16 protein-coding genes are annotated in these 13,420 nt (G+C 64.7%); 1 reads left to right on the forward strand and 15 read right to left on the reverse strand.

Annotated features, from left to right (window positions below):
* Positions 1-283: 30S ribosomal protein S2 (gene rpsB, locus Q0331_RS00005; RefSeq protein WP_298073744.1), on the reverse strand; the 283-nt coding region annotated here is incomplete at its 3' end.
* 660 nt (positions 284-943) lie between these two features.
* Between rpsB and Q0331_RS00010 the strand changes: the two genes are divergently transcribed.
* The gene (locus Q0331_RS00010; protein ID WP_298073746.1) at positions 944-1,339 is read left to right on the forward strand and encodes a M23 family metallopeptidase; all 396 of its coding nucleotides are present in this window, start codon (positions 944-946) and stop codon (positions 1,337-1,339) included.
* On the opposite strand, the gene Q0331_RS00015 is transcribed toward Q0331_RS00010, so the two are convergent.
* The 14 genes from Q0331_RS00015 to Q0331_RS00080 form a co-directional block, all read right to left on the reverse strand.
* Positions 1,314-2,222, reverse strand: a complete 909-nt coding sequence (locus Q0331_RS00015) for a tyrosine recombinase XerC (RefSeq protein WP_298073748.1) — start codon at positions 2,220-2,222, stop codon at positions 1,314-1,316. The two genes, Q0331_RS00010 and Q0331_RS00015, sit on opposite strands and share 26 nt — an antisense overlap.
* A 17-nt stretch (positions 2,223-2,239) precedes the next feature.
* Positions 2,240-3,430, reverse strand: coding sequence for a DNA-processing protein DprA (gene dprA, locus Q0331_RS00020; protein WP_298073749.1), 1,191 nt, complete (start codon positions 3,428-3,430; stop codon positions 2,240-2,242).
* Positions 3,427-4,965: a YifB family Mg chelatase-like AAA ATPase gene (locus Q0331_RS00025; RefSeq protein ID WP_298073750.1), complete on the reverse strand. Its 1,539-nt coding sequence runs from the start codon at positions 4,963-4,965 to the stop codon at positions 3,427-3,429. The genes dprA and Q0331_RS00025 overlap by 4 nt, the downstream gene beginning before the upstream one ends.
* Positions 4,966-4,968: 3 nt before the next feature.
* On the reverse strand, positions 4,969-5,331 hold the full coding sequence (locus tag Q0331_RS00030; RefSeq protein WP_034986357.1) for a YraN family protein: 363 nt from the start codon (positions 5,329-5,331) through the stop codon (positions 4,969-4,971).
* 172 nt (positions 5,332-5,503) lie between these two features.
* Positions 5,504-5,809 (reverse strand): DUF2469 domain-containing protein, encoded by a 306-nt coding sequence (locus Q0331_RS00035; protein ID WP_005295294.1) that lies wholly within the window; start codon positions 5,807-5,809, stop codon positions 5,504-5,506.
* A gap of 4 nt (positions 5,810-5,813) precedes the next feature.
* Positions 5,814-6,440: a ribonuclease HII gene (locus Q0331_RS00040; protein ID WP_298073753.1), complete on the reverse strand. Its 627-nt coding sequence runs from the start codon at positions 6,438-6,440 to the stop codon at positions 5,814-5,816.
* Complete coding sequence (lepB, locus tag Q0331_RS00045; protein WP_298073765.1) at positions 6,441-7,205, reverse strand: signal peptidase I; 765 nt, start codon at positions 7,203-7,205, stop codon at positions 6,441-6,443.
* A gap of 118 nt (positions 7,206-7,323) precedes the next feature.
* The gene (gene rplS / locus Q0331_RS00050; protein ID WP_005295302.1) at positions 7,324-7,665 is read right to left on the reverse strand and encodes a 50S ribosomal protein L19; all 342 of its coding nucleotides are present in this window, start codon (positions 7,663-7,665) and stop codon (positions 7,324-7,326) included.
* 113 nt (positions 7,666-7,778) lie between these two features.
* Positions 7,779-10,049, reverse strand: coding sequence for a Tex family protein (locus Q0331_RS00055; protein WP_298073755.1), 2,271 nt, complete (start codon positions 10,047-10,049; stop codon positions 7,779-7,781).
* A gap of 19 nt (positions 10,050-10,068) precedes the next feature.
* On the reverse strand, positions 10,069-10,194 hold the full coding sequence (locus Q0331_RS00060) for a hypothetical protein (protein ID WP_298073757.1): 126 nt from the start codon (positions 10,192-10,194) through the stop codon (positions 10,069-10,071).
* A gap of 8 nt (positions 10,195-10,202) precedes the next feature.
* Complete coding sequence (locus Q0331_RS00065; protein WP_298073759.1) at positions 10,203-10,487, reverse strand: hypothetical protein; 285 nt, start codon at positions 10,485-10,487, stop codon at positions 10,203-10,205.
* 91 nt (positions 10,488-10,578) lie between these two features.
* Positions 10,579-10,785 carry a BCCT family transporter gene (locus tag Q0331_RS00070; RefSeq protein ID WP_367274943.1) on the reverse strand — a complete coding sequence of 69 codons (207 nt, stop codon included), beginning with the start codon at positions 10,783-10,785 and terminating at the stop codon, positions 10,579-10,581.
* Positions 10,786-10,839: 54 nt separating this feature from the next.
* Positions 10,840-12,408, reverse strand: coding sequence for an aldehyde dehydrogenase family protein (locus tag Q0331_RS00075; protein ID WP_298073761.1), 1,569 nt, complete (start codon positions 12,406-12,408; stop codon positions 10,840-10,842).
* A 53-nt stretch (positions 12,409-12,461) separates the two neighbouring features.
* A partial coding sequence (locus tag Q0331_RS00080) for a BCCT family transporter (RefSeq protein WP_298073763.1) occupies positions 12,462-13,420 on the reverse strand: 959 nt, incomplete at its 5' end.

Below are 13,420 nucleotides of genomic sequence, written 5' to 3' on the forward strand. Positions count from 1 at the left end.
GGTGGTTGACGTAGGGCATACCCACGCGCTCTGCCTCGTTGGCAACTGCTTCCTGGGCCTGCTTCTTGGTGCCGACGTACAGGATGTTGCCGCCGTGGGCGACGGTCTCCTTGACGAACTCGTATGCCTCGTCGATGTAGGTCAGGGTCTGCTGCAGGTCGATGATGTAGATGCCGTTGCGGTCGGTGAAGATGAAGCGCTTCATCTTCGGGTTCCAACGGCGGGTCTGGTGACCGAAGTGGACACCAGCGTCCAGCAGCTCGCGCATAGTAACAACAGCCATGGTGTTACAGGGGCGTATTTCTTCTAGCCAACCGTGTGGTTGGCGCCGCCCCTTCCTCGCTTTCAAAGTTTAGGGTTTGACGGTTTTCTTCACGATGCACTCGACACTCACTGTACGTGCGTGGCTTATGCACCATCCTGGCAGATAGTCCCCGGTGTAGCTGTGGCTCGCCATGTTCGCCCGCTTCTTCTAGCGGGACCGTGCTGGTGAGCCATTAGGTGGGGTGCGAATATCTACGCGTAGTCAGTCGCCTTACTCCGCCTCTCGGTCTTCGCGAAACCGAGTGCACTCCCTTGAGATTGGGCATATCAAAGTTGTGCGACAGACGAATCCGGACATACTGCGCTTGCTACCCTACCCCCACTCACGCTGCCTAAACAAGTCCTATCACCGCGCGTTGTGCCGTTTCTGTGGACAACTTTTAGTTATCCACAGCCTCGCCGATTCGCCCTTTCTTTTTGGTGACGCCCCCACGCATCATCTTTAGCCATGACCCCACGGCTAAACCGCACCGTATCCTTAACGCTTGCGCTGGTTCTCCTCTGGGTTGGCGCGCCGCCTGTCCCCTTGCCCTTTGCTGCTTCCCAACCTGCCACTCCCCAACCCGATGCGTCCCGCATAGTCCGGTCCCATAGGCTGCCGACTGCGAAGGATGCGCAGGTGATCCGTGCTGCGGACATTCCGGATGCTGTGTGGGAACCGGGACACCGTGGTGTGGACTTGCAGGCATCTCCCGGCCAAGTGATCGTAGCCAGCCGGGGTGGCACCGTTGCTTTCGCTGGCGTGGTCGCCGGCACGCCGGTGGTCTCCATCAGCCACGCAGATGGGATCCGCACCACTTATGAGCCCGTCGTGGCGCGCGTGCGCGCCGGACAGAAGGTCCGTCGGGGCGAGGACATTGGTGTGTTGGCGGATGCCGCCACCCTGCCTGAATATGCCCGGAAATCGCACGGGCTTTCCTGGGGCGCGCGCTTCGATGGCAAGGGGCGGGTGTACATCGACCCGATGACGCTTCTCGGTTCCGTGCGGGTCAGGCTCTGGGATGCGCCTGATTAAAGACGGCCTTCAGACGCTCGGTGCCGACGTGGGTATAGATCTGCGTGGTGGACATGTTCGAGTGGCCGAGAAGCTCCTGCACCACGCGGAGGTCCGCCCCGCCCTCCAGGATTGCCGTGGCCGCGGAGTGCCGCAGCCCGTGGGGTGACAGGCGCGGGCCGGGGCCGGCCTGGGTTACGCGGTTCACCACGGTGCGAACCTGACGGGGATCGATGCGCTTGCCACGCACGCCCACGAAAAGGGCCGGGGTTCCCTTGGCCATGTCCCCACGCACCTCGAGCCACTTCTCAAGGGCTGCCACCACGGTGGCTCCGAATGGAACCACGCGGGTCTTGCTACCCTTACCCGTCACGCGGAGGAGGCGGTTGGAAAAGTCCACGTCGTCCACGTCGCAGCCGGTCAGCTCGGAAACGCGGATGCCGGTGGCGTACAGCAGCTCAACCATGGCCCAGTCGCGGATGGCGCTGGGCGTGGAGGCATCGCCCTCGGGCTGCAAACCGTTGAGCATGTCGGAGGCCTGATCAGCGCGCAGCACCCGCGGCAGCGTGCGCTGCGGCTTCGGAGCCTTCAGCGCGGCGACCGGGTTGGCCTGTACGAAGCCGCGGTGTGCAAGGAAGGCTCCGAACCCCCGCATGCTGGAGGCCAGCCGGGAAAGGCTGGCCCGGCTGGCTCCGTTATCCACCGCCCAGCCCAGAACGTCGCGGGCGCGGTCCAGGTCGAACTCCTCGATACGCTCCAGGCCTTCCAACGCGCTGTCGAGGTCCCGTCGGTAGGCGCGGATTGTGTTCTCGCTGCGTCCGACGACGTGGCGCAGGTGCTGCTCGTAGTCGTCCAGCGCAGACCACAGCGGCGCCGTGGTGCCAGTGGGACGGGAGTTGCTCATGTGACCAATCTAGCCGGTCACTCGACCCTAATCCAGCGATCCGCCTCCCTCCGGAGCCTGCCCATTGCCTCCAGGTCGCGCAGGCAGCGGATCACCGTGCGGGCGGGCAAACCGGTGGACTCCACCAGTTGCGGCAGCCTACCTTCGGGACCTTTGCCGCTCGGCAATGCTGCGGCGTCAATAATGGCGAGGTGCTCCCAGCTAGGTAGGAACGAACGATCCTCCTGGCCCAGCCCCAACGCCATCTGCTCGCCGAGAGGGGTGAGCTCCTCGATGAGGTCGCGGGCGCTGACGGCCAGCGTGGCGCGGTTGGTGCGGATGCGATCGAGGCATCCGAGGGAAGCGTGGGAGGTGACGGGGCCGGGGACGGCAAAGGTAGGCTTCACCAACGCTTCGGCCCAGTTCAGGGTGTTGAGCGCCCCGCTGCGCAGCGGCGCCTCGACCACCAGGGTCGCCTGCCCGAGAGCCGCGGCCAGGCGGTTGCGGGTGAGGAATCGATGGCGAGCCGGCGGGGTGCCCGGCGGATACTCGCTGATAAGCATTCCGCCGGCGGCGACTATCTGCTCAAACAGATCTCCGTGCGCCTTGGGATAGGAGACGTCGAGACCACAGGCCATGACCACGGCGGTGGGCATCTTGGATTCGAGGGCCGCGCGGTGGGCGATGGCGTCGATGCCGATCGCACCCCCGGAGATCAAGCTAAAGCCCGCGTCCGCCAGGTCTCCCGCAAAGGACCGGGTGACCTGCTCGCCGTAACGTGTGGCGGCGCGGGTGCCCACGACCGTAACCGAGCGGCGCACCAGCGCATCCAGGCGCGTGTCTCCGCGCACCCACAGGGCGAAAGGCGCGGCCGCCTGCCCGCGGACGGAGGAATCGTGATCCGCACCCGAATCGGCCATGCGGACGAAACTGGCGGTCAGTTCGCTCGGCCACTCGTCGTCCTCCGGGGTGACCAGCCGCCAGCCACGGGCGGTGGCCAACTCCGCGTCGCGGGCAGGGTCCTGCTCGTAGCGCTGCGACGTCGAGTCCGCCAACGCGCCCGGTAGCTCCCCGCCCTGGCGCGCCAAGGCTTCCGCAACAGCCTGCACTTCCGCGGGGCCGGCCTGCTCCCAGCCGTTGGGCCAAAGCATGTCCAAAACGTCGGTGCGCGAGGCCTCTATGACCCGACGCACGTAGACCCACTCCAAAAATTTTTCCTGGGTCGTCATCGCTGCACCTCTACCAGTTCCCTATCTGCTCCGAAGAGTTCCACCGCATCACTGAGGTGCCCCAGGTGCGGGGCGGAGGCGCAATCGAGGTCCGCGAGTGTCCAGGCGACGCGGATGGTCCGGTCCACTCCCCGCTGCGTGATGGTGCCGGTCCGCAGCATGTCCTCCAGCAACACGGAGCCGGATTCATCCACGCCCACCTGCCGCAAAATTTTTCCGGACACTAATGCGTTGCTGGCGGTGCCCCACCGCTGGCGGGCGCGCTCCCTGGCCTCGGCCACCCGTTCGGCCACAGCGGCGCTGGTCTCTCCAGGACTGCTTAGCCCCTCAATCTGGGGCCTGCCCGTGGTAGTTGCGAACACGTCCACTCGGTCACGCAACGGCCCGGAAAGCTTCGCCTGATACCGCAGTCGCGCCCCGGAGGGGCAGGTGCAGTCAATTGGCAGCTCTGCGCCACACGGACAGGGGTTGGCGGCCATCACCAGCTGAAAGTCGGCGGGAAAGCTGGAGATTCTGTTCGCTCGCATGAGCTCCACGCGGCGCAGTTCCAAAGGCACTCGCAGGCACTCCAGGCTATCCCGGCGCGCCTCGCTGACCTCGTCGATGAACAGCACTCCGTGGTGGGCCAGGCTCACCGCCCCGGGCACGGGCACGCGCCCGCCGCCGATGAGTGCCGCCGGGGTCACGTTGTGGTGCGGGGCGATGAACGGCCGCCGCCCCGCGAGCACCTCCGGCAAGCTCCCCTTAACCCCCGCTAGGGAGTGCACGCTCGCGGCCTCCACCCTCTCGGTGTCGGTCATGGGCGGGAGTATCCCCGGCAGGCGTTCGGCCAGCATTGATTTGCCGCTACCCGGCGGCCCCGTCAGCATCAGGTTGTGCCCTCCGGCCGCGGCCACCTCCACCGCCCGGCAGGCAGCGGGCTGCCCCACGACTTCCGCCAGGTCCCCCACTTGCCGGGGCGGGGCATACTCCCCCGGGCACGCCTCCGGCAGCTCTCCTCCGCGCAGCCAGTCGATGACCGTACCCAGATTCGGGGCCACCAGCACGCTCACACCCCCATCGCTCGCTGCTGCCAGCGCAGCCTCGGCTGCCTCGCTTTCGTTTCCCACGGGCACCACGACAGTGGAGAATCCCTCCATCGCCGCGGCCAGCACCAGCGCGAACACTCCCTGCACCGAGCGGATCTGCCCGTCCAACCCCAGCTCCCCCACCAGAATCGTCTGAGCTAGCCGTCCCGCTGCTAGCGCATCGTCAGCAACCGCAGAGAGCATCGCGCACACCATCGCCAGGTCATAACCGGCCCCCTGCTTCGGCAACCCGGCAGGCGACAAGCTCATCACGGTCCGCGACCCCGGCCACCCCACGCCGGAATTCTTCAACGCCGACCGGATACGGTCCTTCGCCTGCACCACCGCGGTATCCCCCATACCCACGATTGATATTCCGGGTAGCCCTCTGCTCACGTCGCACTCGACGGTGATCACCGTCCGTCGGGTCCCCTCCAGCGCTATCGACTGCGCATGTCCCACGGCCATTGGTCACCACACCCCCTCGACGTGCTCGCGCACGCCGTCCGGTCCGACGTCGATCACGTCCACGCGCAGTCCCCCAGAAAACTGCACCCCCTCGCGATTCTGCTCCAGCCACAGTCCGGCCAGCGTGCGAATCCGCCTGAGCTTCCGCGACCCCACCGCCGCCACTCCGCCCCCGTCGGAGTCCGAGGCGCGATACTTCACCTCGATGAAAGCCAGGTCGTCCTCGGGCGTCCGCGCCACCAAGTCCAGCTCCCCATAGCGGGTATAGAAGTTGCGGTCCAGCACCTCATAACCCGCCCGCTGCAGATACTCAGCCGCCAGGTCCTCCCCCAGGTTTCCCACTGCTCGCTTGTTCGCCGCCGTCACTAGTCGCCCTCCCCTTTTCCGTGATCCGGCACCGGTCCTTCACGCCCGGTACCTGGTTCACAAGTGTGGGGCATCATCCCCGTGGGGTGGCGTCATAAAAAGAAACAGAGATAACAAAAACCCAGGGGGCTGTGGATAACCCCTGGGCTGTGAATAAGAGGAAAGTCGCAGGTCAGTCGGGCAGTTGTAGCTCGGGCTTGTCGAGCTCCTCGATGTTTACGTCCTTGTAGGTGATTACGCGCACGTAGCGGACGAAGCGGGCGGGGCGGTACATGTCCCATACCCAGGCATCGGACATGCGGACCTCGTAGTAGACCTCCCCGCCGGAGTTGCGCGGGATCAACTCGACGGCGTTGGCCAGGTAAAAGCGGCGCTCGGTCTCCACAACGTAGGAAAACTGGCTGACCACGTCGCGGTACTCGCGGTACATCGACAGCTCGACGTTTGCCTCGTAGTCGTCTAGTTCCTCAGCGCTCACGGACTTACCCTCGATCCTTCCCTTTAAGCCACTGCTGGTGCGCAGTGGCCACGTTCTTGTAACTGTAACGGTGATAAGGGGTGCCACCATGTAGGCTCACCGCAGTCATGTGCGCCTTGGTGCCATAGCCCTTGTGACTAGCCAAACCATACCCCGGGAACTCCTCGTCAAGCGTTCGCAACACTCGATCCCTGGAAACCTTTGCCAGCACACTCGCCGCGCTGATGCACTTGGCCATCTGGTCGCCCTTCACCACGGGCAGGTGCGGCATGGGCAGGCCGGGGACCTTGACCGCATCCGTCAACACGTATCCAGGCTGCACGTCCAAAGCCGCCACAGCACGTCGCATGCCGGAGACGTTCGCGTGCTGAATGCCGAAGCGGTCGATGTCTTCGGCGCTGATGTGGATGATCGAGTAGGAAACGGCGACGTCCCGGATGACGTCGTACAACCGCTCGCGGGTCTTCTCCGTGAGCTTCTTCGAGTCGGTCAGGCGGTCCAGCCCGGCCCCGTCCAGGTCAGTCGGCAGAATGCACGCCGCAATCGAGATCGGCCCGCAGCACGCGCCGCGCCCGGCCTCGTCCACGCCTGCGACGGGCCCCAGCCCTGCGGCCTCTAGCTCGCGTTCCATCTAGCCCTGAATGGGCAGGGAGTCCACGCCGCCGATGCGGCTGAACGGCAGCAGAATGGTCTCGACCTCGCCGACGATGTTCTCCACCGGGATGGTGCCCTGGTGCTCGTCGCCCATGTGCGCGCGGGAATCCAGCGAGTTGGTGCGGTTGTCGCCCATCACCCAGACCGCGTCATCCGGCACGGTGACGGGACCGAAGTAGTCGCCCTGGCACTCCTTGGAGCCCGTGGTCGGGTCGATCGGGTTCGCCGGTGGGTTCATCGTGTAGGAATCGTCGACCTTGTTGCCGTTGACCATGATGCCCGGGTCGCCCTCCTGGCACTGCACGGTCTGGCCACCGGTGGCGATCACACGCTTGACCAGGGTGTTCTCATCCGGCGCGACGATGCCGATGGTGGCGCCAAGGTTCTGCAGCCCGCGCACCACGTCGTTGGAGCTGCGGCGGGAAGTGTATTCCTCGTTCCAGGACTCCGTGCCAACGAAGACGACGACATCGCCCGGATCGGGCATCTTGTCGCCGCGGTAAGCCAGTTTGTTCACGAAGATGCGGTCGGGCGTGCAGCCCACGCAGCCGTGCAGCGTCGGCTCCATCGACTCGGAAGGAATCAGGTACATGCGGCCCACAAAGTTATTGAAAGCGCCCAGCACCAGCATCGTCACCAGGATGATGATCGGCATCTCGACCCACCACGGGTAGGTCTTTTTCTCCTTCTTCTTTTCTGGTGACGCCCCCTGCTCCGGCTGCGCTGCAGCCTCATCGGGCACGTTAGGGTCGTTGGGTTCCTGTCGATGAGTCACAAGGAACGAGGATACCAGTGGGGCGAACAGCAAAAAACCCAGCCACGCAAGTGTGACTGGGTTGATAGTACTTAGGGGGTAAGTACTAGATGCGCTCCTTGATGCGGGCTGCCTTGCCGCGACGCTCGCGCAGGTAGTACAGCTTCGCACGGCGGACCTTACCGCGGGACAGGACGTCGATGCGGTCGATGTTCGGGGAGTGAACCGGGAAGGTACGCTCCACACCGATGCCGAAGGAGACCTTGCGGATGGTGAAGGTCTCGCGGATGCCGGAGTTCTGGCGGCGGATCACAACGCCACGGAAAACCTGCAGACGGGACTTGGAGCCCTCGATAACCTTGACGTGAACGTCCAGGGTATCGCCGGCGCGGAACTCGGGAATGTCGTCGCGCAGCTGAGCTGCGTCAACCTTATCAAGAATGTGCATGGATGAAATCCTTTTGCTCGTCTGGATAGAGGATCCTCGCGGCTTTTCGCGTGACGTGCGCGCCTACGGGTTCGTACCCACAACAGAAATTAACTTGAGTAGTATGACACCGACTAGCGGCTTTGTCCAAATCCCGCGTTCTTCAGCGCGGCGGCCATGCTGCCCTGAGGGGCCTGATTGCGGCGGTTGGGCTTCCTCCGCGCACCCTTCTTCGGCTTGGACTTACCGTTGACTGTGGGATCGTTGGGCTCGTCCTGCAGGCGCAAGGAAAGGCCAATGCGGTTGCGTGGAACGTCCACGTCGACGACACGCACCTTCACCACCTCGCCGGAGCTGACCACGTCGTGCGGATCCTTGACGAATTGCTCGCTCATGGCGGAGACGTGAACCAGGCCATCCTGGTGCACGCCGATATCCACGAAGGCTCCGAAGGCTGCAACGTTCGTGACCGTGCCCTCTAGCACCATGCCCGGCTTGAGGTCCTTGATTGTCTCGATCCCCTCGGCAAGCGTGGCGGTCTTAAACGTCGGGCGCGGGTCGCGCCCCGGCTTGTCTAGCTCCGCCAGCACGTCCGTGATGGTGGGGATGCCGAACTGCTCGTCCGCGAAGTCCCCCGCACGCAGCTTGCCCAGCACGGCGGAGTTGCCCACGAGCTGCGCAACCTCCACGCCGGTGGCGTCCACGATGCGGCGCACCAGCGGGTAGGCCTCCGGGTGCACGGCTGAGCCGTCCAGCGGGTCGGCAGCTCCGTTGATGCGCAGGAAGCCTGCGGCCTGCTCGAACGCCTTCGGCCCCAGGCGCGGCACCTTCAGCAGCTCCTTGCGGGACTTGAAAGCGCCGTTCTCATCACGGTAGGCCACGATGTTCTCCGCCAGGGTCGGAGTAACGCCTGCCACCCGGTTGAGCAGCGGCGCACTAGCCAGGTTCACGTCCACGCCGACGGAGTTCACCGCATCCTCCACCACGGTATCCAGCCCGGCGGCCAGCAGCGCCTGATTGACGTCGTGCTGGTATTGCCCCACGCCGATGGACTTCGGGTCGATCTTCACCAGCTCCGCCAGCGGATCCTGCAGGCGGCGGGCAATCGAAACAGCCCCACGCAGCGAGACGTCCATGTCCGGGAACTCCTGGGCGGCCACCTCGGAGGCAGAGTAGACCGACGCTCCAGCTTCGGAGATGACGACAGTCTGGGGCTTGGTGCCCTCCGCCAGCCCGGCGATCTCCTTTGCCAGCTTCTCCGTCTCGCGGCTGGCGGTGCCGTTGCCTACTGCCAGCAGCTCCACGCCGTGCTTGTTCACCAGCGCGCTGAGGATCGTGCGGGCCTTATCCCACTGGCCCGAGTGCGGGTAGACAATCACTGTGTCCAGCACCTTGCCGGTGCCGTCCACGACTGCACACTTCACGCCGTTGCGGTAGCCCGGATCCATGCCCAGGGTCGCCCGGTGGCCCGCGGGGGCCGCTAGCAGCAGGTCCTTCAGGTTCTTCGAGAACACGCCCACGGCGGCCTCGTCGGCCCTCTCCTTCAGGCGCATGCGCACATCCACCGCGGAGCTGACCGCCAGCTTGGTGCGCCAGCCGAAGCGCACGCATTCGGCGCGGAACTTATCGGCCGGGTCCCCCTGGGCCTGCAGACCAGTGCGGTCGGCGATGATGCCCTGATAGAACTCGTCGTCCTCCCCCGGCGCAAAGTTCACGCGCAGCACGCCTTCGTTTTCTCCGCGCAGCAGCGCCAGCACGCGGTGGCTCGGCAGGTCCCCGAAGGACTCGTCGAACTCGAAGTAATCGCGGTACTTCTGGCCTTCTTCCTCCTTGCCCTCGATCACGGCGGATTCGGCACGGCCGCGCTTGAAGTACTCCTCGCGGATTTCCCCCACCAAATCCGCGTCGGTGGAAATGTCCTCGACCACGATGGCTCTGGCACCGGCCATCACCGAGGCGGCGTCATCAAAACCCTCCTGGACGTAGTCCGCGGCCAGATCGGGGCTGCCTCCGGCGAGCAGCTTCTCGACCAGCTCCCCCAAGCCGGCCTCGCGCGCGATGGCGGCCTTGGTGCGGCGGGACTTCTTAAACGGCAGGTACAGATCCTCGAGGCGGGCCTTCGTGTCCACGGCCAGGATCTTTTTACGCAGCTCATCGGTGAGCTTTCCCTGCTCTTCGATGCTCTTGAGGATGGTCTCCTTGCGGGCGGCAAGCTCGCGCAGGTACTCGAGGCGCTGCTCGAGCTGGCGCAGCTGGCCGTCGTCCATACCACCGGTGATTTCCTTGCGGTAGCGGGCGATAAACGGCACGGTCGCCCCGCCATCCAGCAGGTCGATGGTGGCCTGAACTCGGGGCTGATCCACCTCGAGTTCGTGGGCAATGATGCTAGCGATGCTATCGGTCATTCCCCACATTCTAGAGGGGCTACTGCTTGCCGAAGTCCTCGCCCCACTCGGGCGCATCGCTGGTGAACTCCGTCAGATCGCGCTCACCGCTGAAGCCCTGCTGCATGTGCAGGTACTCCAGGTGGCGATCGACAAGATTCAGCACGTTGTTGATCAGCTGCGCGCGGGTGTAGCCGACTGCACCACATAGCGATGCGCAGTCTGCTCCGACGGCCAAGTGGCGGTGCGGTCGAGGCGGTTCTCCCAGTCCAGGTCGTTGCCGGAGGATAGGGTGCGCCCGGAGATTGCGGAGTGCAGAGCGATGGCGCGAGAATCCACCTGGGCGGTCTCCATGCGTATCGAACGCATCAGGCCCACGAGGATCGCGATAAACACCACGATCGTGCCGCCGGGCAGGCCATCGAGCAGGGTGTAGAAGCCACGTTCCGGGGAGTCCACGGCGGTCTGCAGGAAGTCATGATCCTTGGTGTTTACCGCACGGTCCAGCGCGGCAGCCAGGCGAGGTAGTCGCCCATGTTCAGGCCGAAGTTCAGCTGCACCACGCCGATGCCCAGGGAGGCCGCCACGCCGAAGATCGCGCCGACCAGGAGAAAAGGCTGTACTGGGGCTTCGAGTGGTCGGGGCCCAAGCGGATAGCGCCCGCCTTGGATATGGCGATCCAGATCATGAAAATCAGCGCAATGGCGACGGTGGCGATGTAGAGCCAGCCCAGGGTCTCTGTCAGCCACCCGGTGATTCCCCCGAGGGCCGGCTGACAGTCTGGATCGCTTCTTGTCCGCCAACTTTCCTATTACTTAAACCACCCCGTCACCGCTGGCGCGATGTTGGTGTAAACGTGCTTGTGCTCTTGGTACTCAGCCAGTCCGGTGGGGCCGAGCTCGCGGCCGTTGCCGGACTGCTTCATTCCGCCCCACTCCGCCTGCGGCAGGTAGGGGTGGAAATCATTAATCCAAATAGTACCGTGGCGCAGCTTACGTGCGACCCTTTCCGCCTTTCCTGCGTCAGCGGTCCACACGGCTCCGGCCAGGCCATACTCGGTGTCGTTGGCGATGGCCACGGCCTCGTCCTCGGTGGTGAAAGTCTCGATGGTCACGACCGGACCGAAGGCCTCGTCGTGCACGCAGTCCATCTCTTGCGTGCAGCCATCGATGATCGTCGGCAGGTAGAACACGCCCTGGGTCAGGTCCGTGTTGCCCGTGGCGTGGGAGCCCTGGTTGTCCTCGGCCGTCGGGATGCGGCCGCCGCAGAGGATCTTCGCGCCCTGCTCGCGGGCGCGGTCGACGTAGGCCACAACCTTGTCGCGGTGATCGGCGGAGATCAGCGCGCCGGTCTCGGCGGCCTCGTCCAGCGGGCCGCCGACCTTGATCTTCTCAGCCTTGGCCACCAGGGCCTTGACGAACTGGTCGTGGATGGAATCCTCCACCACGATGCGGGAGCCCGCGGAGCACACCTGGCCGGAGTGGACGAACGCACCGTTCAGTGCGTTATCCACCGCAGCATCGAAGTCGGCGTCCGCGAAGATGACGTTGGGATTCTTGCCGCCCAGCTCCAAAGCCACGCGCTTGACGGTCTCCGCCGCGTTGCGGGCGATCAGCTTGCCGGTGACCAGGCCGCCGGTGAAGCTGACCATATCCACATCCGGGCTCTGCGACAGCGGGTTGCCGCAGTTGGCGCCCGCGCCGGTGATCAGGTTAGCCACGCCAGCCGGCAGCCCCAGCTGGTCCAGTACCGTCATCAGCATCATTGCGGTGTGCGGGGTGAGCTCCGCCTGCTTCAGCACAAAGGAGTTGCCAGCAGCCAGGGCCGGAGCAACCTTCCAGGCCACCTGCAGCAGCGGGTAATTCCACGGGGTAATCAGGCCGCAAACGCCGACGGGTTCGGCATCAATACGAGAGCGAACGTTCGCATCACCCGGGTCCACAACGCGACCAGCCTGGTGCTGGGCGAGCGTGCCGAAGTACTCGAAGGAGTTGGCGATGTCGTCCATGTCGATCTCGGACTCGGCCAGGCGCTTGCCCGTGTCGGCGGACTCCGCGCGGGCGAAGGCATCCTTGTTCTCGCGGATCTTGTCGGCAACCTGCAGCAGCAGCTTGCCGCGCTCGGCAGCGGGCACGTCGGCCCACACGCCGGAGTCGAAGGAGGCGCGAGCGGCGGCGATGGCCTTGTTCGTGTCCTCGTCGGAGGCCTCGGATACCAGGCCCACGGTGGAGTTATCGGCGGGGTTGGTGATCGTGCGGGTCTCGCCCTTTTCGGCCGGTACCCACTCGCCGTTGATGAACAGCGAGGCGGGAGCTCCCTCATTCTTGTGTACCCCGGCCAGCAGTTCGCAGGTGGTCGGGTCGAAGAGTACAGCGTTCATAGTTGGGATTCTCGCTTTCAGTAGTTGGGCTTTTGGCCCAGTTAGTCCAGGTTCTAGTCTTCGGTCCAGGTGCGCACTGGCTCCGCGCCGTCGGACATGTCGGAGGTGCCCGGCAGGTCGCGCTGCATGTGCAGGAACTCCAGGTGGCGCTCGTAGAGATCCAGGACGTTATCGATCAGCTGCTCCGTGGTGTAGCCGTAGATGTCGTAGCCCAGCGAGCCGGTGTTGTCGAAGACCTCGAGACGGTAGTAGTTCTCCCCATTACTGGTGCTGCGGGTGAAGCTCGGAACCGGGTGCTCCAAGGGGTAGATCTGGTAGCGGAAGTCCTGCTCTTCACCCAGGTGGATGGTGAGGTCCAACTGGTTCACAGGCAGATTCGGCACGTCGGCAGCCACCAGCGTAGTGTCGATGCCCTCGTCCTTCAGCTCGCGTGCGACGGCCTCCAGCGCAGGCTGCGCCACCTTGGTGAGGTACTCGTTGGCCTTGGCCTGGCTCGGCCAGGTGGAGGCGCGCGACAGACGCTTGCGCCAGGACTGCTTGTCCCCGCCCGCACCGGAGCGGCCAGACATTGCGCTGTGCAAGGAGATGCTGCGAGCCTCGGTGGCGTAGCTCTCCAGGCGCAGGGAGCGCCATAGTCCCAACATGATGAGGTAGATCACGATCGTGAACGGCAGACCCATCACGATGGTTGCCAGCTGCACTGTTTCGACGCCGTTAACTTGCAGCATAACCAGGGTCAGCAGGCCGACCAGCACGGCCCAGAAGATGCGGGACCACTTGGCACCGTCCTGGCGGGAATCCTCGATCTTGGAAGTGAAGTTGGCGGTCACCAGCGCACCGGAGTCGGCGGAGGAGATGTACAGCAGCAGGCCAATCAGGGTACACAGGACGATCAGCACCGCACCGCCGTTCATGTCCTGCAGCAGTGCGTAAAAGCCCTGTTCCGGAGCTTCCATGTTGTTGTTAGCAAAGTCCATGTCGCCGCTGACAACGCGCTTCAGGGCGGTGTTTC

The organism is uncultured Corynebacterium sp. (assembly GCF_937999985.1).
Classification (GTDB): Bacteria; Actinomycetota; Actinomycetes; order Mycobacteriales; family Mycobacteriaceae; genus Corynebacterium.

Excerpts from the sequence above, each read along its gene's own strand:
- Q0331_RS00040 (WP_298073753.1), bottom strand. The coding sequence starts at position 6,440 with ATGGAACGCGAGCTAGAGGCCGCAGGGCTGGGGCCCGTCGCAGGCGTG.
- Q0331_RS00075 (WP_298073761.1), bottom strand. The coding sequence starts at position 12,408 with ATGAACGCTGTACTCTTCGACCCGACCACCTGCGAACTGCTGGCCGGG.
- rplS (WP_005295302.1), bottom strand. The coding sequence starts at position 7,665 with ATGCACATTCTTGATAAGGTTGACGCAGCTCAGCTGCGCGACGACATT.
- Q0331_RS00015 (WP_298073748.1), bottom strand. The coding sequence starts at position 2,222 with ATGAGCAACTCCCGTCCCACTGGCACCACGGCGCCGCTGTGGTCTGCG.
- Q0331_RS00025 (WP_298073750.1), bottom strand. The coding sequence starts at position 4,965 with ATGGCCGTGGGACATGCGCAGTCGATAGCGCTGGAGGGGACCCGACGG.
- dprA (WP_298073749.1), bottom strand. The coding sequence starts at position 3,430 with ATGACGACCCAGGAAAAATTTTTGGAGTGGGTCTACGTGCGTCGGGTC.
- Q0331_RS00055 (WP_298073755.1), bottom strand. The coding sequence starts at position 10,049 with ATGACCGATAGCATCGCTAGCATCATTGCCCACGAACTCGAGGTGGAT.